The organism is Ancylobacter mangrovi, assembly GCF_024752355.1.
In the GTDB taxonomy this organism is placed as follows: Bacteria; Pseudomonadota; Alphaproteobacteria; order Rhizobiales; family Xanthobacteraceae; genus Ancylobacter; species Ancylobacter mangrovi.
In genome coordinates this window covers 131,728-151,538 of the sequence record NZ_JANTHZ010000006.1, presented here as the reverse complement: position 1 = coordinate 151,538, position 19,811 = coordinate 131,728, and the positions used below count along the sequence as shown (strand labels likewise).

Genomic DNA, 19,811 nt, shown 5'->3' with positions numbered 1-19,811 from the left:
GCGAGGCGCGCAGCCTCGATCCGCGGAATTATCCGCAATCGACTACTTTGAGATTGTTGTAATCGTGAAATTGTCGCGCGAAGCCAGCGAACGATAGGTTCCCACAGCTCTGGATTCGTCGTGAGGCTATGCTACCTTTATAAAAAACAACGAGCGTATGGGAGGAATAAAATGTCAGTAATACTGACGCGTATGTTCCGGTATCTGCGTATATGCCTCATAGAGGCGGGAACGACTCATTGTATACATAATATCAACGATATGCCCGCCGACCGGGCGGGGCCCGATCCGCGGCGCACGTCACGCCGCCTCCCGCGCCGCGAGAACTTCAAGACTGTTGCGTAATGTTTGTGGCGCGATGTTGCGGGTGATGAAGACGATGCGGGTGGCGTGATCCTCGCTTGGCCAGGCGGCGAGCTGCACCGGCGGGTGCAGCACGTTCTGCACGGCGTGCACCACCATCGGCCGGTCCTCTCCCTCCAGCGCCACGATGCCCTTCATCCGCAGCAGGTCGTTGCCGCGCAGCGAGAGGATCGAGCGCAGCCAGCGCCGCAGCGCCTCCCGGCGGACCGGCCGGTCGAGCGTGACGGCGAAAGCGGCGATGCCGCCATCATGGTGGGAATGGGTTCCGGCCTGCGCCTCCTCGAAGGCACGCTCGTTCAGCCAGGCGAGGACGTCGCCGCCGGTCCGCGAGGGATGTTCCGGCACCAGGGCGAACAGCGTGTCCGGCGCGATGGCGCCATGCTCCACCTGCCGGATGGCGGCGCCCGGGTTCAGCCGGCGGATTTCGGCCGCGAGGCGCTCGGGCGCGCCCGCCGCGGCGATGTCGGACTTGGTCAGCACCACGATATCGGCGAGCGCCACCTGGTGGCGCGCCTCTTCAAAGCTTTCGAGCTGGCCGGCGCCGTTCGCCGTGTCGAGCGTCGTGACCACCGCGCGCAAGGTGAAGCGCTCGGTGAGCAGGCGCTCGGTCAGGAAGGCATGGATGAGCGAGGCGGGGTCGGCGAGGCCGGTCGTCTCGATGGCGATGCGCGAGAAGGGCGGCAGCACGCCCTGCTCGACCTTGGCGCAGAGCTCGTCGAGCGTGTCGACGAGGTCGCCGCGCACGGTGCAGCAGATGCAGCCGCTCTGCAGCACCACCGCGTTCTCGACCGCGCTCTCGACCAGCAGGTGATCGATCGCGACATCGCCGAACTCGTTGATGACCACCGCCGTATCGGCCATGCCGGGGTCGCGCAACAGATGGTTCAGCAGTGTGGTCTTGCCGCTGCCGAGGAAGCCGGTGATCAGGATGACGGGGATGGGCGGCGAGCGATCCGGCATCGTCGGGCCTTTCTTCCGGGCGTCAGAAGTCGAGCTCCAGGATGTAGAGGCCGCCGGCGTGGCGATCGGCGCAATAGACGATGCCGTTCTCATCGACATAGACCTCGTTGATCTGCGTCGCCGGCACGCGGGCATTGGCCGGGGCGCCCGGCACGAAGGCGGCCACCTCGCGCGGGACCAGCGGGTCGGAGATGTCGTGAACCCGCAGGCCGCCATTGAACAGGGTCGAGAACAGTAGCGTCTCGGACTGCAGCGCCGTGTCGCGGGGCGGGTTCTCATGCACGTTGTGGCAGCCGAAGCGGCCGCCCTTGTGCCGGTACTCCTCGAAGGAGGGCATGGGCAGCGTGCCGAGCGGCACCAGATTGTCCTCGCGCCGGGCGTCGATCAGCCAGGTCAGCTTCGGCCAGTCGAAGCCGTCATCGTGCACGCATTCATGGGTGGCGACGAGCAGGTCGCGCCCGAACAGCGGCAGCAGCGTGTGGGCGAAGCCGGGGAAGGGCGGGTTGGGGTTGAAGCTCGAGATCACCGTCGGGCGCGACTTGTCGGAGATGTCGAACACGTAGAAGCCGCCGTCGATGTAGCCGACATAGGCGCGGTCCGGCCGGGCGGGGTAGACGTTGGTGTTGTGGCAGCGGAAGCCGCTGTCGATGGCGAGCCGCTCGGGCGCGGGCGCGTCGTCGCCCTCGGCGGTGCCGGGCATCCACCAGCGCCCGGCCTCGACCGGACGCGAGGGGTTGCGCACGTCGATGATGCGGTATGCCTGGTCGTCGAGCTGGTTGCGCGGCGTGAAGTCGGCGGCGCCGGCGGCGCAGTGGATGAACTCGCCGTCGACGAACCACACCTGATGCACGCCGCGCGAATAGGGGCCCGAACAGTCGAAGAAGCTGACGGAGCGCGGGTTCTCCGGCACCGAGATGTCGAACAGCTCGATGCCGGCCGGCTGCAGGCCGGGCGTCGCGGTCTGGTAGGCCACCGCCATCAGGTCGCCGCTGGTCTCCAGCGAGTTGGAGCGCACCATGTTGTGCGGCAGGTCGGTCTGGACGATCACGCGCGGCCGGCTGGGGTCGGTGACGTCGACGCCGGTGAAGTTCTTCGGCGGCCCCTCATGCGCGAGCCACAGGATGCGCCGGCCGTCGGGCGCGCGCTGCAGCGACATGCCCTCGCCGACCCCCCCGAAGCCGGAGAGCGGGTCGTGGGCGATGAGGCGCATGCCGGAGATGAGGTCGATCTTAACGTCGTCGGCCTTGATGTGATCGAGCATGCGTCGTCCTCCCGGCGGATCGGCGCGAGGCAAGGCCCGTCGAACGATCCCTGTGATTGTTAATTCGGAGGATGTTCGAACATATGCCCTATGTCAATAAATGAACCCCAAATTGTCCGGACAGGACCCGACGAGGTTGGCCAGCCTACCGCCCGTCATTGCCGGCCGAGAGGCTGCGCGAGATTTCCTCGTAGTTGCGCATGAGCACGTCGACGCTGCCCTGGAAGTGCTCGGCGAGGATGGCGGTGGCGCGGTTGGCATCGCGCGCGATGGCCGCCTCGGCCACCGTGCGGTGCTGCTCGCGCACGCGCCGCAGCAGCGGCTCGGACGCCGAGGTGACGACGATCACCGCGCGCCGGTAGCGCTGGAAATGGTCGGAGAGCGCGCCGCAGAAGTGCAGCAGCCAGGGCGAGCCGCAGGCGGCGATCAGGCTGCGGTGGAAGCGGTCGTGGCGCTGCTCCCATTCGTCGATCGTCTTGCGCTCCCCCACCGAATGGGGAATCGGTGCGCGTTCCAGCCGGTGCAGGGCGGCGAGGATTTCCGCTTCCCAGTTCTCGTCGCCGCTGGCGATGGAGCGGCGCAGCGCGTTGCAGCTCAGCTCGGTGCGCAGCGCGCACAGGTCGTGCAGGTCCGACAGCGACAGCGGCGCGACGGTGTAGCCGCGATGGCCCTCGAAGCGGACGAGCTGGTCCGAGACCAGGCGCGAGAGCGCCTCGCGCAGCGGGGCGATGCCCACGCCATAGGCGGCGCTCATCTGACGGAAGCGCAGACGCTCGCCGGGCTTGAGGTGGCCGGCGATCAGGTCGCGCCGGAGCCTCGAATAGATCTCGATGCCCAGGGTTGTGGTGTCGTCGTCATTGGTCGCGACGGGTTGCAGGGACACGGGACGCATACTCCGAAAGGGCGATGAAAAATCGCCACAATCATAAGCGCAGGACAGTTTCGATCAAAATGCCGATGTTCGAGCGCGTGCTGGAGAATGGTCTAATCCGCCGTTTCCGGGCTTTCGGCCAACCGCCGCAGCACCGAGCCGACGCCCTCGAGGAAGGCGTCGACCGCGTTGCGGATCATGGTCGAGCGGTCCACCGCCATCGGGAACCGGTACACGATCTCGCGCACGCCATAGTAGAAGATGCCGCCCTGAAGGGTCCAGAACAGCTCGATCTCCTCGGCCGCGGGCGGGCCGTCGCCGAGGCCGAAGCTCTTGCGGGTGGCGAGCGTGATCGGACGCAGCACCTCGGCTTCCACGGTGGCGGCATAGCGGTGGTTGATGTCCACCCCGCGCAGGCCGGCGAACAGGTAGATGCGCAGCCATTCCGGGGTGAAGATGGTGCGCGTGTAATCCTCGTAGAAGGCGATGATGCGGTCGCGGATCGGCTGGGTCTCGTCCAGCAGCCCGTCGCGCCACTGGGTTTTCCAGCGATTGACGTAGATCTCGCGATAGACCGCCGTGATCAGGTCGTCCTTGCTGGGGAAGTAGCGGTAGAGCAGGGGCTGGGTGACGCCGAGCCGCTGGGCGAGCTCGCGCGTGCCGGCCTCGAAGCCGACCTCGGCGAAGAGCTCGATCGCCTTGCGGACGAATTCCCGGTGCCGTTCCTCCGGCTTGTTGCGGGTGCGTCGCGGCGCCGGCTGGCGCTCGGCCGCCGCGACGGCTTTGGATAGGCGTTCGGCCATCTGCGGTTCGTCACATCCCCTCTTGTCCGGCCCGTGCGTGTCAGACGACCGGATTGTCCGCCTCCATGCCGAGTGCCAGACGGCCGAAGGCGGCATTGGCGACGTCGGTACTGAAGGCAATATGCGCACTTATAGCATGCGCGTCGCGGAAGCGGCGCTGCTGGCTCCCGGCAAGGTAGAGCGCCTGCGCGCCGCTGGCGGCGTTGACCTCGTCCACGGCCTGCGTCGCGAGCTGGGTAGCGAAGGCGAGGTCGCGCCGGTAGGCGAACTTCGTCGTCATGTCCGGGACATGGCCGCGCCCGGCGTCACGCATCGCCTCCTCGCAGATGGCGAGCATCATCCGGCGCGAATGGGCGAGCCGGGTGGCGGCGCTGCCGATGTGGATCTGGACGCTCTGCAGCTCCGCGAGCCGCGCGCCCGTGTAGTTGCCCGCGCGCTTGCGGGTCGAGGCGACATGGTCGGTCAGCGCGCCCTCGCCATTGCCGAGGCCGACGCCGGACAGGATGGCGGGGAACAGCGCGAACACCGGCAGCCGGTAGAGCGGGGCGGAATGGCGCTCGCTGCCGGGCGTCGGCCCGCCTTTCAGATGCTCGGCCGAGACCGTCATCTCTTCGGGCACGAACACGTCGGTACACACGACGTCGTTGGAGCCGGTGCCCTTCAGGCCGGTGACATGCCAGGTGTCGAGGATCTCGTAGTCGGCGCGCGGGACGAGGAAGATCCGGTGGTCGGGCGCCTCGCCCTCGGTCCGCACGATGCCGGCGAGCATGTTCCAGCCGCACACGTCGACGCCGGAGGAGAAGGGCCAGCGGCCCGACAGCTCGTAGCCGCCCGCCACCTTCTTCACCTTGCCCGCCGGGAAGATGAAGGACGAGGCGATGAGCGCGTCGGGATTTTCCTTCCAGATACGGTCCTGCGCGGCGGGCGGGAACATTGCCAGCATCCAGTGGTGGCTGGCGAGATTGGTGAGGTTCCACGCGCTCGAGGCGCAGCCGGCGGCGAGCGCCGCGCCGATGGTGATGAGGCATTCATAGCCGAGCTCGGCGCCGCCGACCGCCTGCGGCTGGAGCATGCGGTAGAGCCCGCTGTCATGCAGGTCGCGCTCGTTCTCGGGCGGCAGGCGGCGCAGCGCCTCGGCCTGCGGCGCGCGGCCGGCGAGGATGGAGGCGAGGTCGGTGGCGCGCTGGAGCAGTTCGTCATGCCGGCTGTCGGCAGGCGAGCGCACCGCCGGGGGAGCGGCGGTCGGGGAGGTGGTCCGGGTCATCGTCGCCTCCCTCAGGCCCGCCGGCGGCGATCGAGGAACAGCGTCGCCTCCAGATTTTCGCCCACCTGCTCGAAGCGGTCGGCGAGGCGCTTCAGTTCGGGAATGCGCGAGGTGTCGAGGCTCGCCACGTCCGGCCAGTCCACCTCCACCAGATTGCCGCCGGGATCGCGCAGATAGAGCTGCACGGTGCCGTCCGGCATTTCGTTGACACCGTTGCCGAAAGTGGCGTGGTCGATCAGCCCGGCCTCGCGGGCGCGCTCGTACACGCCCATGAAGTCGTCCACATTGATGGCGAAGTGCTGGTAGACCGGCGTGGTGTCCGGCAGGCCGAAAATGTGGAGCTGCTGGTCGCCGCAGCGCAGATACTGGGTGCGGAAACCGAAATTGTAGGTGGGAATGGTCTCCATGCCGAAAACCTCGACATAGAAACGCACGGAGGCATCGACGTCCCTGGCGCCGATGGACAGATGATTCAGGCCTGTGGCTCGCATGGCGTTCCTCCATATTAATTATCAGTTGATAAATTAACATGGCGGGCGGTGGCGGCGCAAGGCCGGCTTGACACCTCGGAAGAAATTAGTTTTCACTCGATAAATAACAACGTTCGGCTTTGTTCCGCAAGGCTTGACTGAGGGCGCCACAGCGACGGCGCCGGGAGGAAGATTCATGGCCCGCCATCTCAAGACGGCGCGTTCCATCGCGGAGCGTGCCGATGCCGACGCGCAGGTGCGCGCCACCGTCGAGACCATCCTCAAGGAGATCGAGGCGGGCGGCGACGCCGCGGTCCGCTCCTATTCGGAGCGGTTCGACAAATGGTCGCCGGCGAGCTTCCGGCTGTCGGAGCAGGACATCGAGGCGGCGCTGTCGAAGGTCTCGAAGTCCGATCTCGACGACATCCGCTTCGCCCAGGCGCAGGTGCGCAACTTCGCCGAAAAGCAGCGCGCCTGCCTGACCGACCTCGAGGTCGAGACCCTGCCGGGCGTCATCCTCGGGCACCGCAACGTGCCGGTGGAGCGCGTTGGCTGCTACGTGCCCGGCGGCAAGTACCCGATGGTCGCCTCCGCCCATATGAGCGTGGTGACGGCCAAGGTGGCAGGCGTGCCGAGCGTGGTGGCGGCCGCGCCGCCGTTCCAGAACGGGCCGCACCCGGCGATCGTGGCGGCCATGCATCTCGCCGGCGCGGACGAGATCCTGGTACTCGGCGGCGTGCAGGCGGTGGCGGCGATGGCGCTCGGCACCGAGACCATCGCGCCGGTCGACATGCTGGTCGGCCCCGGCAACGCCTATGTGGCGGAGGCCAAGCGCCAGCTCTTCGGCCGCGTCGGCATCGACCTGTTCGCCGGCCCGACCGAGACGCTGGTGATCGCCGACGAGACGGTGGACGCGGAGATCTGCGCCACCGACCTGCTGGGCCAGGCCGAGCACGGCCCGACCTCGCCGGCGATCCTGCTGACCAATTCGGAGAAGCTTGCGCGCGAGACGCTGGCGGAGATCGACCGACTGCTGTCGATCCTGCCGACGGCGGAGATCGCCTCCGTCTCCTGGCGCGACTTCGGCGAGGTGATCGTGTGCGACAGCTATGAGGAGATGGTGGCCGAGGCCGACCGCATCGCCTCCGAGCATGTGCAGGTGATGACCGCCGATCCCGACTACTTCCTGAACAACATGCGCAACTATGGCGCGCTGTTCCTCGGCCCGCGCACCAACGTCGCCTATGGCGACAAGGTGATCGGCACCAACCACACGCTGCCCACGCGCCGCGCCGCGCGCTATACCGGCGGCCTGTGGGTCGGCAAGTTCATCAAGACCTGCACCTACCAGAAGGTGACGAGCGATGCCGCGAGCGCCGAGATCGGCGCCTATTGCTCGCGGCTGTGCGTGCTCGAAGGGTTCCTCGGCCATGCCGAGCAGGCCAATGTCCGCGTGCGGCGCTATGGCGGCGACAACGTTGCCTATGCAAGCGCGGCGCGGGCGGGGCGCTGACCGCTATCCTTCCTGATCGGCGTCCTCCAAGACTCGGCCGGAGCTCGCTCCGGCCGATTTTTTTGTCCTGAGATATCTCGAATTTCAAACTGTGAGATATCAGGAATGGCAGCGAAAGCGGCCATGTCCATGTTGCGCAATGGTATTCCATGAATTCAACGCTTTCAGCGACCCCATATTGACGTTATCGGGCGATCAATATAACGTTCGTGATATCTCAGGGATGAGGTCGTTCGCATGAACCTGGTTCGCAACAGGGTGTATGAGATGGTCCGGCGGGACATCCTGTCCTGTGCCATCGTGCCCGGTTCCGAGCTGCGGGAGGCGGACCTCGCCGAGCGCTTCGGCGTCAGCAAGTCGCCCGTCCGTGACGCCATGCAGAAGCTGGAGCATGAGGGGCTGGTCGAGATCGAGCCGCGGCGCGGCCATCGCGTGCGCCCGGTCTCGGTGAGCGACGCGGCCGACCTGCTGGAGCTTCGCCTGATCCTCGAGGCGGCCGGCGTGCGCAAGGCCGCTTCCGTGGCCAGCGACGCCGAGCTGAAGGACCTCGACGCCTTCCGCAACGCCGACACGGCCTCGATCCCGCTCTTCACCGAGTATAACCGCCGCTTCCACTGCCATCTGGCCTCGCTCTCGCGCAACAAGAGGTTGTGCGAGGAGATCGGCCGGATGATGGATCTCTACGAGCGCCTGTGCATGCTCGGCCTCACCGTGGTGAGGACGCACAACCAGCATGTCGGGCCGCTGCACGAGCACAACGACATTATCGACGCCCTGCAGGCCCGCAACGGCAACGCCGCCGCGCGCATGCTGAGGCGCCATATCGGCCAGTCGCAGGAACAGATCCTGCGCGCCCTCGAAAGCCGTCCGATCGTCGCCTGACGGGACGGCCTTCGCCGCGCATCCGGCGGATGTCGGCTGCGCCTTACTCCGGAAGAACCCCTCATGGGGAAGCCGCAGACCCGTCCCGCCCTGCAGAAGGCGGGCTGCGGCGAGGAAACGCCACAGGTCGTCCCGACGCCTCGCCGGCGAATGCCGGCGGCTGCGCGCGACACGGAGGAGCTCCATGAACGCCTTTTCCAACACCATCGTCGCCGCCGACCGGGCAAGGCCCGCGATGGCCGGGGGCGACCCGGACATCGTCATTTCCGCCGACGGGCTGGTGAAGACCTTCAACGGCGAGGTCATCGCCCTCGACCGCGCGACCTTCGACATAAGGCGCGGCTCGTTCGTCTCGCTGGTCGGGCCGAGCGGCTGCGGCAAGTCCACTTTGCTGCGCCTCGTTGCCGGGCTGATCGCCAAGACCGGCGGCGAGCTCAGCGTCCTCGGCCACGGCGTGAGCGGCCCTTCCAGCGACGTGGCGATGATGTTCCAGCGCCCGACGCTGCTCGACTGGCGCACGGCGGTTGAGAACGTGCTGCTGCCGACCGAGGTGAAGCGCTCCGCCACCAATGCCGACCGCCGGCGCGCGATCGACCTGCTGAACCTCGTCGGCCTGAAGGATTTCGCCTTCAGCTTTCCGCGCCAGCTCTCGGGCGGCATGCAGCAGCGCGTGGCGCTGGCCCGGCTGCTGCAGACCGGGGCCAACATCCTGCTGCTCGACGAGCCCTTCGGCGCGCTGGACGAGTTCACCCGCGAGCGGCTGAACCTCGAGCTGATGCGCATCGTCGAGGATGTGGACGCCACGGTGCTGTTCGTCACCCACAACATCGCCGAGGCGATCTTCCTCGCCGACCAGGTGATGGTGATGACGCCGCGACCGGGCCGGCTCGCCCGGATCGTCGACGTGCCGTTCGAGCGGCCGCGCGGCGTCGAGCTGATGCAGACGCCGGAATTCAACGGCCTCGTCGGCGAGGTCCGCTCCATCCTGGGAGGGCATTGAGATGAGCCTCGCCGCCAACGAGCACTTCGCCGGCAGCCCGCAGGCCGGTTCCGCCCGCGCGCTGGTCATCGGGCGCATCGCCCGCCATCTCGCGCTGTTCCTGTCGATCATCGCCGTCTGGGAGCTGGCCAGCGCGACGCAGTTCGTCGATCCGCTGATCCTGCCGCGGCCCAGCGCCATCATCGTCGCGCTCTATGGCATGCTCTTCGTGCAGGGCAACGCCTGGTACCACATGGGCATCACGCTGTGGGAGGCGCTGGCCGGCTTCGTCATCGGCTCGGTGGTCGGCATCGCGCTGGCGGTAGCGGCCGGGCTCAGCGAGACCTTCCGGCGCTACATCTCGCCCTATGTGATCGTGCTGCAGGTCATCCCGCGCATCGCGCTGGCGCCGATGATCATCGCCTGGCTCGGCTTCGGCACCAGCCCGAAGATCGCCATCGGCGCGCTGATCTGCTTCTTCCCGCCCTTCATCAACACGCTGACCGGCCTCGTCAACACCGACGAGGACGCGAGCGAGATGTTCCGCTCGCTCGGCGCCAGCAAGCGGCAGATCTTCTTCAGCCTGATGCTGCCCAACGCCATGCCGATCATCATGGCCGGGCTCAAGGCGGCGATCTCGCTCGCGCTGATCGGTGCCATCGTCGGCGAGTTCATCTCGGCGGGCGAGGGGATGGGCGTGCTGATGCAGCGCTACAGCTTCGCGCTCAACATGGCGGCGTCCTTTGCGGTGCTCGTGATGCTGACTGCGGTCGGCTACCTGCTCTTCGTCGCCATGGAGGAGGTTGATGAGTACCTCGTCTACTGGCGCAGCGACGCGCGCATGGCGGCGATGAGCCGCCGGTGCGCCAAGGCCTGGCGGGCCGACTGAGGTCCCGCCGCGCCGTCACCTGAAAATACCGGAAGAACCGCTTCAACGAGACGACCCGCAAAGGGTCGACGGGAGGATTTTGCCATGTTCAAGAGCGATGCGTTGGTCGCCGGCAGGCGAGCGACCGAAACGAAGAGTGCCGGCGGGATATGTACCGGTGGCATATGCGCCGGATTGGCTGCGCTGGCGCTCGCCGCCGCGCTGCTGCCGGCCCCGACGCCGGCGAAGGCGGACGAGCTGAAGACGGTAAACGTCATCATGCCGCTGCCGCGTTCGGCCAATTTCTACCCGATCGTCGCCGGCGAGGCGCTCGGCTACTTCGCCGACGAAGGCATCGAGGTGAACCTGCTGCCGTCCTCGACCACGGTTCCCTATGTTGCCTTCGTGCAGAACGGCCAAGCCGAGCTCGCCATGCTCGACGCGCCGCAGACCTTCCAGGCGGTCCAGGCCGGCATCAAGATCAAGGTGATCTACGAGGCGCACCAGAAGGCGCCCGAAGGCGTCGCCGTGCTCGCCGACAGCCCCTACAAGTCGGTCGTCGACCTCAAGGGCAAGACGGTCGGCCTCGTCAGCGACCGCGATCTGGTGACGCTGACCATCGCGCTCAACCACAAGGGCGTGCCGATCTCCGACGTGCACACGGTGGTGGTCGGCGAGGCCGGCCCGACCATGGCCTCCGCGCTGAAGAGCGGGCGGGTGGTCGCCATCGCCGGGGCGACGCCGGACTGGCTGTCGCTGGAGGCGGCGGGCATGGATATCCGCCTCATCACCCCGACGGAGATGGAGGACCAGCCGGCCAACTCCTTCGTGGTCTCGGCCGACCGGATGGATGAGCTGCGCAAGACGCTGGAGGGCTTCTTCCGCGCCTATTCGAAGGGCATGGAGGTCGCGAAGATCGACCCGCAGGTCCTCTCCGCCATGCTGAAGAAGGCGGTGCCGGAGGAATGGCCCAACGAGGAGTTCGGCCAGAAGTTCGTCGATGCCTCGGTCGACCTCGCCTATTCCATCACCGACAAGAAGGGCGACGTGCAGGCCGAGGTCTGGAAGGCCGTGCAGCCGCCGCTGGTGAAGGTGGGCGAGCTGAAGGCCGAGATCGACCCGGCCACCTTCCTCGACGCCTCCATCATCGGCCCCGCCAACGACTATTCGCGCGACGAGATCGTCGCCGACGTCGCGGCCTGGAAGCAGAAGAACATGTGAGCGACGGCCGGCGGGCGGATCTTCCGTCCGCCGCCGCCTCGCCGCGCATCACGGGACGGCGGCGCGCGAGCAGAGCCCGCGCAAGCACCGACCTGCAGAGGACTGACCCGAGGACTGACTCATGGATCACAGCATCATCGACACCGCCACGCTGGGCGGCAACGTGAACCGATACGGCCCCACATCCGCCCGCAAGCCCTCCGCCGACCCGGCGCGGCTCGACACCGTCACGGTCGACATCCACGCCCATATCGGCGTGCCGGAGGCGCAGGCCTATGTCGCCCCGCATCTCGATGTGAGCGGGATCGCCATGGTGAAATACACCAATGACGAGACGCGGGCGGTGAACCAGCGCCAGGACCAGGACCGCGCGGGGACGATGGTGGACATCGACGACCGCATCAAGGTGCTGGACAAGCTCGGCATTTCGATCCAGGTCGTCGCCCCGCCGCCGTTCCAGTGCTACTACGCGGTCGACGCCGCCCATGGCGTCGTCGCCAACCGCATGGTCAATGACGGCATCGCCGCCTTCGTGGCGAAGCGCCCGGACCGCTTCGCGGGCCTTGGCACCCTCGCCATGCAGGACCCGGAAAGCGCGCCCGCCGAGCTCGAGCGCTGCGTGCGCGAGCTCGGGCTCAAGGGCGTCGAGCTGCTGACCAACGTCAACGGCCGCGAGCTCTCCGCGCCGGAATACGAGCCGATCTTCGCCAAGGCGGAGGAACTCGGCGCGCTCGTGATGATCCACCCGAACGGCTTCACCGGTGGCGAGCGGTTCACGCGCTTCTACTTCAGCAACATCATCGGCAATCCGCTGGAGACCACGGTCGCGCTGCACTACCTGATCTTCGACGGCGTGCTGGAGCGTCACCCCAAGCTCAAGCTGCTGGCGGTGCATGGCGGGGGCTACCTGCCGGCCTATTCGGGCCGCATCGACCACGCCTGGGGCGCGCGCCGGGATTCCAATGCCGGTCTTCCGCGCCCGCCGAGCGACTATCTGCGCCGCGTCTACTTCGACAGCGTGGTGTTCACCCCGCACCAGCTCGAATATCTCGTGAACACCTATGGTGCCGACCATGTGGTGATGGGCACGGACTATCCCTACGACATGGCCGACTACGACCCGGTGCAGCACGTGCTCAGCGTCGACAGCTTCGACGACGAGACGCGGGCCCGGGTGGTCGGCGGCAATGCGGTCGGGCTGCTCGGGCTGTGACGATGGGATTGCTGAGCGAGCGCGCGCCGTTCCAGGCGTTTCCGGACCGGCCGCGCATGCACCTGCCGGGCGATGCCCGGGTGGCGGTGTGGATCATCGTCAATGTCGAGGAGTGGTCGATCGCGCGGACCATGCCGCGCACCGTGCTGCCCCCGCCCATGGGCCAGCCGCTGATGCCGGACCTGCCCAACTGGGCGTGGCACGAATACGGGATGCGGGTCGGCTTCTGGCGGATCCTGAAGGCACTGGAGACGCGTGGCCTGCGGGCCACCTTCGCCGTCAACGGCCATGTGTGCCGCAGCTATGAGCGGGTCGCCCGCGCCGCGCACGATGTGGGCTGGGAGTTCATGGGGCACGGCTATGTGCAGCGCCCCATGCACCAGCTCGAAGACCAGCGGGCGGCGATCGTCGACACGGTCGAGACCATCCGCGCCTTCACCGGGCGTCCGCCGCCGGGCTGGGAAAGCCCGGGTCTGACCGAGAACGAGCAGACGCTCGACCTGCTGAAGGAAGCCGGGATCGGCTATGTCGCCGACTGGGTGATCGACGACCTGCCGTTCGAACTCGCTACCGCGCACGGGCCGATGCTCTCGGTGCCCTATTCGGTCGAGACCAACGACATCGTCGTGCACGCGGTGCAGCACCAGCCGTCCGACGCCTTTCGCCGCCGCTGCCTCGACCAGTTCGACCGGCTGTGGGAGGAGGGGGCGGAGAACGCCCACGTCATGGCGATCAGCACCCATCCCTATCTGACCGGCGTGCCTCACCGCATCGCCCATTTCGAGTCGCTGCTGGACGAAGTGCTCGGGCGCGGCGGCGTGGCGATGATGACGGGCGAGGAGATCGCCGACTGGTACCGCGCCGAGAAGGCGCGGATCGACGGGGAGCCGGCCCGCTAGGTCCGGCGGTCTCCCGCCCGTGCCGTCAGAACTCGGGCAAGGGCGGGGCGCCCGGCGCGACGGGAAGCGCCTCGTCGCGCCAGAAGTCCGCGCCGAGCGGGCCGAGCAGGGTGGGAAAGGTCTCCGGCTTCGCCAGGTCCCCGGCGGCGAGGGCCGCGATCTCGATGCTGGCGGCCAGCAGGTGCTCGCGCCGGCGCCGCTCCGCGCCCGGCAGAAGTGGCGAGGGCGAGAACAGCACCGCCTTCGCCCGCTGCCCATCCCAGAACAGCATGTCGGCCGGCACCCATTCGCTCCCCTTCGCGGATGGCACGCGGACCAGCGCGCGCGGCAGCGGCAGCGGCGCGGAATAGAGCGTGTCCTCGGGTGCGAACAGGCCGGCGAGGGGGGCGAGCCGGTCGAGGATGGCGCCGCGATGGGTCTCGATCTGGCTCTGCAAATAGGCGAAATAGGCGTCGACGAAGGACGCGGCGAGACGGTTCCACGTGCCCGACAGGCGCTTGAGATGGTCGGCGAGGCGCTGGTCGAGCGGCACGTGCCCCTGGCCGATGGGCGGCGGGGGCAGCACGAAGCGCTCGCTGTTCAGCCGCAGCGCCTCGCCCGGCACGAGGCTTATGCGCGGAACGCTTTCGGCGGGCGCCGCGCCCGCCGCCGGCCGGTCGGCGCCATAGGCGACGTCGACCGGAGCGGCAGATGGAACGCCCGAACCCTCCCGCGTCAACGGCGGGTCTCGGGATGCCAGGCAAGGATCCGCCGGCGCAGCAGCTCCACCGCCTTCACCACCAGGAAGCCGAGGATGATGATCTGGACGATGCCGGAGAACACGCCGACCGAGTCCGCGAAGCGCCCGGCCATGATCATCGCCCCGCCCACGCCGCGCCCGCCCATCAGCATCTCGGTGACGATGGTGGTGATCATGCCGACCGGCAGGGCCACCTGAAGGCCGGTGATGATCTGCGGCATGGCCATGGGCAGGTAGACCTCCCACAGCAATTCGCGCTCCTTGGCCCCGAACGAACGGGCCGACCAGATCGGCCATTTGTCGAGGCTCGCCGTGCCGGCATAGGTCGCCGAGACGATGGGGAAGAAGCAGGAGAACGCCACCATGATGATCTTCGAGGTGTCGTAGATGTCGAACCAGAGCACGAAGATCGGCAGGAAGGCGATCTTCGGCATCGGGAAGCCGATCGACACCAGCGGGTCGAGGAACCAGCGCACCACGGCGGAACGAGCCATGAGGATGCCGGCAGGAATGCCGATGATCGCCGCGATCACGAAGCCCACCAGCGCGCGGTAGAGCGTCAGCCCCACATCGACCAGCGCCGTGCCGGCGAGGACATCCTCCCAGAGCCGCTCCAGCACCACGCTGAGCGGCGGCAGCAGGAAGGGGTTGAGCGCGCCGAAACGGGCGCCGAACTCCCAGATGCCGGCGATGACGGCGACCACCGTCACCTGCACGCCGATGTCGATCACCTGCGGGGCGATGCTGCGCGAGGGGCGCGGGGCCTTGCGCACGGGTGAGTTGGGGGCGCGCGCCAGCGGCCTTGCCTCGGCCATGTCGATCATGCCTCCCTCCAGCGAAGGAGCCGCCGGGCGAACGCCGCATAGGTGCGGTCGGCCGCGAAGCCGATTCCGGCGACGAAGAAGATGGCGGCGAACATGGCCGGGTACTGGCCGCCGTCGCCGAGCGAGCTGATGAGGAAGCCGACGCCGTCGGTGGCGATGACGAACTCCGAACTCACCATCAGGATGAAGGAGAAGGCGAGCGCGGTCCGGCATCCGCTCAGAATGTCGGGCATCGCCGCCGGCAGCACCACCTCGCGCAGCACGTCGAAGCGCGAGGCGCCAAGGCTCGCCGCCGACCACAGGAGGAAGGGGTTGACCCCGCGCGCGCCATTATAGGTGCCGACCACCACAGGCAGCATGCAACCGAGGAAGATCAGCAGGATCTTGGAGCTGTCGCCGAGCCCGAGCCAGATCATCACCACCGGGATCAGCGCCGATTTCGGCATCGGGTAGAAGATCTGGACGATCGGGTTGAACAGCAGCCGGGCGGAGCGGAACGAGGCCATCAGCAGCCCCAGCATCACGCCGACCACGATTGCTCCCGCGAGCCCGGTCGCCGCGCGCCCCACCGAGCGGGCGGTGTTGTAGAGCAGGTCGCCGTTCAGCAGCATGCTCATGAAGGCGCTGCCGATCTCGCCGAAGCCGGGCAGCATCTGCTGCGAGATCAGGCCGCTGAGGCCCAGCGCCTCCCAGAGCAGGGCAAGGAGCAGGACCGGAGAGAAGCGCACCAGCACGCTGATCAGCGTGTAGGAAAAGCCGGGCCCGCGGCTTCGTGGGGCGTCGAGGGTGCTGCTCATCAGTGCGCCCCCCGCGTCGCCGCCACCGCCTGTTCGCGCACCAGCCGCCAGATATGCTCGCTGAGCTGGATGAATTCCGGGTTTTCCAGGATCGTCTCGTCGCGGTCCTTGGGCATGTTCACGTCGATCACGTGCTGCACCCGGCCGGGGCGGGCGCTCATGATCGAGATGCGGTCGGCGAGGAAGACCGCCTCCTGCACGTCATGGGTGACGAAGACCACGGTCTTTCGGCTGTTGCGCCAGATGGCGCGCAGCTCCTCCTGCATGACGCGCCGCGTCTGCGCGTCGAGCGCGCCGAAAGGCTCGTCCATCAGGAGGATGCCGGGGTCCACCGCGAGCGTGCGGGCGATGGCGGCACGCTGCTGCATGCCGCCGGAGAGCTGGGAGGGGTAGGCGTTCTCGAAGCCGGTGAGGTGCACCATGTCGATGTAGCGCTGCGCCCGCTCGGCGCGCTCGGCCGGGCCGAAGCCCGCCTTCTTGAGCCCGTAGAGCACGTTGTCGCGCACCGTCTTCCAGGGAAACAGGGCGAAGTTCTGGAACACGATGCTGCGGTCGGGGCCCGGCGCGGTGACGCGGCCGGTCGCGGTCGAGATCTGCCCCGACTGGACGGGGATGAAGCCGCCGATCAGGTAGAGCAGGGTGCTCTTGCCGCAGCCAGAGGGACCGAGGAGGCAATGGAACTCGCCGTCCTCGATGTCGATGTTGATGCCGTCGAGCGCCAGCGTTCCCGCGCCGCGTGCCCCATAGGTATGGGACACGTCCTGCACCGAGATGCCGCTGGGGGCATGGGCGGCCTGCCGGCGCGCCGTGGCGGCGAGCTGGGTTGCGCTCATTGGCCCGCCTCGATCCGCTTCTGGGCTTCCTTCACGAAGCTCAGGTCGACATGCTCCGGCGAGACCTGGATGCCGCGTGGGGCGAGGCCGAGATCGACCGCGATGTCGATACTGTCCTGGATCGACTTGACGTTCGGCGCCATGAACGGATCGCGGTAGTAATCCTCCTTGGTGAAGAGGTAGCTCAGCGAATCCGGCGGCTGCTGCATGAAGTCGGCGATGATCTTGATCGCCTCCTTCCGGTTCTTCGGGTCGGTGAACCAGCGCACCGCGCGCACGTGATCCTCGAAGAAGTCCATCAGCGCGGCGCGGTTGGCGTCGAGGAACTTGCCGTTCGCTGCGAGGAAGACGAGCTGGGACGGGCCCATCGCGTCGGACGAGGTGAAGAGCACCTTGTACTTGCCGGTGTCGAGAAGCTGCTTCGACATCGGCTGCAGCACCGTGCCGAGGTCGATCTTGCCCTCGTCGAGCATGGCCGGGATGTTCGGGAAGGCGACCTCGACCATGGTGAAGTCGCGCTTGTCCTGCATCTTGTTCTTGCGGAACATCGCCCGCATCGCAGTGTCGGAGGCCGAGCCGATGGCGTTGGTGCCGACGCGCTTGCCCTTCATGTCCGTCACCTTCTCGATCCCCGAGTCGGCGCGGACCAGGAAGGTCTCGCTATGCGAGCCGTTGACGCCGTCCTGGATGATGTCGGCGACGACCTTCACGTCGAGATGGGCGTTGGTCACGGCCAGCGCGAGCACCAGCGGGCCGAAGGCGGCCATGTCGATCTCGCCCGCCGCCATGGCGGTGATCTGGGGCGAGGAGCCGCGGAAGCGGATCGGCTCCACCGTGTAGCTCTTGCCGTAGTGCTTCAGGATGTCCGGCTTGCTGTACAGCACCGGAATGAGATGGCCGGGCATGGTAGACCAGCCGATGCGGATCTTCACGGGGTCGGCACTTGCCGTCGAAATGGCGCCAGGGGTCAGGGTGATGGCCGCCAGAGCGGCCGCGAGCGCAAGTGCGTCGCGTCGAGTAGCCATGGACGTATTCTCCCGTTGCTCCCGGATCGTTGCCGGGTGACGTGTTTTTCTGGGCAGGTAGGACCGGATGAAACATCGGACCCCCTTTTTGCGGGGTTGGCCGTCCGGTCGATTTGGCGTCGCGTGCCATCGGTAAGGTATCCGGCATCGCCTGCTTATTTATCGTTAGATAATCAGGCAAATGTTCGATCATGTCAACGATGCATGAGAATTCCCCGGCTGTTCAAGCGGGAGATTCGACGCGTCGCTCAGCGCCCGCCCGACACCGGAAGGATCGCGCCGGTTACATAGGAAGACGCGGGCGAGGCCAGCCACAGCACGGCGGCGGCGACTTCCTCCGCCGTGCCGGGGCGCTGCATCGGAACGGCCGGCCCGAGCCGGGCGAGCCGGTCCGGCGCGCCGGCGGCTGCGTGCAGGTCGGTGGCGATGAGGCCGGGGGCGACCGCGTTGACGCGGATGCCCTCGACCGCCACCTCGCGGGCGAGGCCGGCGGTCAGGCTGTCGATCGCCCCCTTGCTGGCGGCGTAGTGGATCCATTCGCCCGCGCCGCCGAGCTCGGCTGCCCGCGAGGACATGTTGACGATGGTGCCGCCGCGCCCGCCCTTGCCGGTCGACATGCGCCGCACCGCCTCGCGGCAGCACAGGAAGCTGCCGACGACGTTGATCGCCAGCACGTCGTGGAGGGCGGCGGCGCTGATCGCCTCGAGCCGGCCGAGCGGGCCAACGCCGCCGGCATTGTTGACCAGCACGTCGGGCGGGCCGAACGTCGCGTCGACCGCGCTGAACAGCGCGAGCACGTCCTCCTCGCGCGCGACGTCGGCGGAGATGACGAGCGCCTCGCCGCCGGCCTTCTCGACGTCGCGGGCGACGCTTTCCGCGCCGGCGGCGTCGGAACGGTAGGTCAGCGCGACGCGGTAGCCGGCCGCGCCGGCGGCCCGCGCGATGGCGGCGCCGATTCCCTTGGAGCCGCCTGTCACGATCATCGTTCGATCAGTCGTCGGCATGGCTGCCCTCCTATGTGACGGTTACGAAACGGTCCTGGCCGGCCGCGGCGATGATCGCCTCGAGCACGGCGACGCCGTGCGCCATCTGCGCGGCGCTTATGGGGTAGGGCGCGCCGCCGCCGGCCGCACGCGCGAAGGCTTCGAGCTCCGCGCGCACCGTGTCGAAGCCGGGAAGGGTCTCGACCACCGGCGGCGGGGCGGGCTTGCCCGGCCCGGGCGCGGCGGGCCGGATGGTCATCTGGTCGAGCGTCGGGCCCTCGATGGAGACGACGGCCTGCGAGCCGTAGACGGTGAAGCGGAACACGGGGGCGGTGGCCGAGAAGGCGAGCAGCGTGGCGGTGGCCCCGCTGCGCAGCCGCAGGGCTACGCTCGTCGTGTCCTGCGCACCCGAGGGCGCGGCGCGGTTGAGGCTCTGGCAGGCTACCGCGTCGATCTCGCCGAGAAGGCCGATCATCAAATCGACGAGATGGATGCCGAGCCCGGTCATGCCCCCGGCCGGCGACTGCTCCGGGTCGGTGCGCCATACCCCGCCCGGCAGGAACAGGGCGCTGGAGGAGGTCATCTCCGCGTGGCAGTGCAGCACGGTGCCGACCTCGCCGGCGCGCAGCATCTCCCGCAGCCGGGCGACATGGGGATGGAAGCGCCGGTTGTGGCCGAGGCCGAGCGCGATGCCCGCCTTCGCGGCGGCCGCCACCGCGGTCTCCGCGCTGGCCCGCGTCATCGTGAAGGGCTTCTCGACGAAGACGTGCTTGCCGGCGGCGGCGGCCTGCGCGATCTGCCCGGCGTGCTGGATATGGGGCGTCGCCAGCACCACGGCGTCGACGCCCGGCGCCGCCAGCACCGCCTCGTAGCTGTCCTCGAGGGCGATGCCGGCGAGGGCGGCGTACTCCGCCGCCCTGGCGCGGTTGCCGGTCGCCGCGCGGGTGAAGCGGATCAGCCCGCTCTTGCCCTGCACGGCGTCGACGAGGGTCCGGCCCCAATTGCCGAGCCCGATGATCGCGGCATTGAGCATGAGGGCATCC

At 68.0% G+C, this 19,811-nt stretch carries 20 protein-coding genes; 7 read left to right on the top strand and 13 right to left on the bottom strand.

Translation table 11 applies throughout. From position 1 onward, the window contains the following. Positions 1-300: 300 nt before the first annotated feature. The 6 genes from NVS89_RS14380 to NVS89_RS14355 form a co-directional block, all read right to left on the bottom strand. Entirely contained in the window at positions 301-1,323 is a 1,023-nt protein-coding gene (locus tag NVS89_RS14380; protein WP_258733445.1) for a CobW family GTP-binding protein, read from the bottom strand. Between the two features lie 22 nt (positions 1,324-1,345). Beyond that, positions 1,346-2,584, bottom strand: a complete 1,239-nt coding sequence (locus NVS89_RS14375) for an LVIVD repeat-containing protein (RefSeq protein WP_258733444.1) — start codon at positions 2,582-2,584, stop codon at positions 1,346-1,348. Positions 2,585-2,729: 145 nt separating this feature from the next. Next, the gene (locus NVS89_RS14370) at positions 2,730-3,467 is read right to left on the bottom strand and encodes an FCD domain-containing protein (RefSeq protein WP_258733443.1); all 738 of its coding nucleotides are present in this window, start codon (positions 3,465-3,467) and stop codon (positions 2,730-2,732) included. Positions 3,468-3,568: 101 nt separating this feature from the next. After that, a complete protein-coding gene (locus NVS89_RS14365) occupies positions 3,569-4,258 on the bottom strand; it encodes a TetR/AcrR family transcriptional regulator (protein WP_258733442.1) in 690 nt (229 codons plus the stop codon). 40 nt (positions 4,259-4,298) lie between these two features. Then, positions 4,299-5,522, bottom strand: coding sequence for an acyl-CoA dehydrogenase family protein (locus NVS89_RS14360; protein WP_258733441.1), 1,224 nt, complete (start codon positions 5,520-5,522; stop codon positions 4,299-4,301). A gap of 11 nt (positions 5,523-5,533) precedes the next feature. After that, positions 5,534-6,013 carry a VOC family protein gene (locus tag NVS89_RS14355; RefSeq protein ID WP_258733440.1) on the bottom strand — a complete coding sequence of 160 codons (480 nt, stop codon included), beginning with the start codon at positions 6,011-6,013 and terminating at the stop codon, positions 5,534-5,536. Positions 6,014-6,188: 175 nt separating this feature from the next. On the opposite strand from NVS89_RS14355, the gene hisD reads away from it, so the two are divergent. From hisD to NVS89_RS14320, 7 genes are all read left to right on the top strand, one after another. Further along, entirely contained in the window at positions 6,189-7,505 is a 1,317-nt protein-coding gene (gene hisD, locus NVS89_RS14350; RefSeq protein ID WP_258733439.1) for a histidinol dehydrogenase, read from the top strand. Positions 7,506-7,742: 237 nt separating this feature from the next. Beyond that, the gene (locus NVS89_RS14345; protein WP_258733438.1) at positions 7,743-8,387 is read left to right on the top strand and encodes a GntR family transcriptional regulator; all 645 of its coding nucleotides are present in this window, start codon (positions 7,743-7,745) and stop codon (positions 8,385-8,387) included. 184 nt (positions 8,388-8,571) lie between these two features. Beyond that, complete coding sequence (locus tag NVS89_RS14340; RefSeq protein ID WP_258733437.1) at positions 8,572-9,387, top strand: ABC transporter ATP-binding protein; 816 nt, start codon at positions 8,572-8,574, stop codon at positions 9,385-9,387. A gap of 1 nt (position 9,388) precedes the next feature. Then, on the top strand, positions 9,389-10,255 hold the full coding sequence (locus NVS89_RS14335) for an ABC transporter permease (protein WP_258733436.1): 867 nt from the start codon (positions 9,389-9,391) through the stop codon (positions 10,253-10,255). Positions 10,256-10,429: 174 nt separating this feature from the next. Then, positions 10,430-11,455: an ABC transporter substrate-binding protein gene (locus NVS89_RS14330; RefSeq protein WP_258733435.1), complete on the top strand. Its 1,026-nt coding sequence runs from the start codon at positions 10,430-10,432 to the stop codon at positions 11,453-11,455. Positions 11,456-11,576: 121 nt separating this feature from the next. Continuing rightward, positions 11,577-12,668: an amidohydrolase family protein gene (locus NVS89_RS14325; RefSeq protein WP_258733434.1), complete on the top strand. Its 1,092-nt coding sequence runs from the start codon at positions 11,577-11,579 to the stop codon at positions 12,666-12,668. Positions 12,669-12,670: 2 nt separating this feature from the next. Then, positions 12,671-13,567, top strand: a complete 897-nt coding sequence (locus NVS89_RS14320) for a polysaccharide deacetylase family protein (protein WP_258733433.1) — start codon at positions 12,671-12,673, stop codon at positions 13,565-13,567. A gap of 25 nt (positions 13,568-13,592) precedes the next feature. Here NVS89_RS14320 and NVS89_RS14315 read toward each other — a convergent pair whose 3' ends face one another. The 7 genes from NVS89_RS14315 to NVS89_RS14285 all read right to left on the bottom strand — a co-directional run bounded on the left by NVS89_RS14315 (position 13,593) and on the right by NVS89_RS14285 (position 19,801). After that, on the bottom strand, positions 13,593-14,285 hold the full coding sequence (locus NVS89_RS14315) for a hypothetical protein (protein WP_258733432.1): 693 nt from the start codon (positions 14,283-14,285) through the stop codon (positions 13,593-13,595). Continuing rightward, entirely contained in the window at positions 14,282-15,130 is an 849-nt protein-coding gene (locus NVS89_RS14310; RefSeq protein WP_258733431.1) for an ABC transporter permease, read from the bottom strand. The genes NVS89_RS14315 and NVS89_RS14310 overlap by 4 nt, the downstream gene beginning before the upstream one ends. Further along, complete coding sequence (locus NVS89_RS14305) at positions 15,127-15,927, bottom strand: ABC transporter permease (RefSeq protein ID WP_258733430.1); 801 nt, start codon at positions 15,925-15,927, stop codon at positions 15,127-15,129. Before NVS89_RS14305 ends, NVS89_RS14310 begins: the two co-directional genes overlap by 4 nt. Next, on the bottom strand, positions 15,927-16,760 hold the full coding sequence (locus NVS89_RS14300) for an ABC transporter ATP-binding protein (RefSeq protein WP_258733429.1): 834 nt from the start codon (positions 16,758-16,760) through the stop codon (positions 15,927-15,929). Before NVS89_RS14300 ends, NVS89_RS14305 begins: the two co-directional genes overlap by 1 nt. Continuing rightward, entirely contained in the window at positions 16,757-17,785 is a 1,029-nt protein-coding gene (locus NVS89_RS14295) for an ABC transporter substrate-binding protein (RefSeq protein ID WP_258733428.1), read from the bottom strand. The genes NVS89_RS14300 and NVS89_RS14295 overlap by 4 nt, the downstream gene beginning before the upstream one ends. A gap of 248 nt (positions 17,786-18,033) precedes the next feature. Continuing rightward, entirely contained in the window at positions 18,034-18,789 is a 756-nt protein-coding gene (locus NVS89_RS14290; protein WP_258733427.1) for an SDR family oxidoreductase, read from the bottom strand. A gap of 10 nt (positions 18,790-18,799) precedes the next feature. Further along, positions 18,800-19,801, bottom strand: coding sequence for a Gfo/Idh/MocA family protein (locus NVS89_RS14285; protein ID WP_258733426.1), 1,002 nt, complete (start codon positions 19,799-19,801; stop codon positions 18,800-18,802). Positions 19,802-19,811 lie beyond the last annotated feature (10 nt).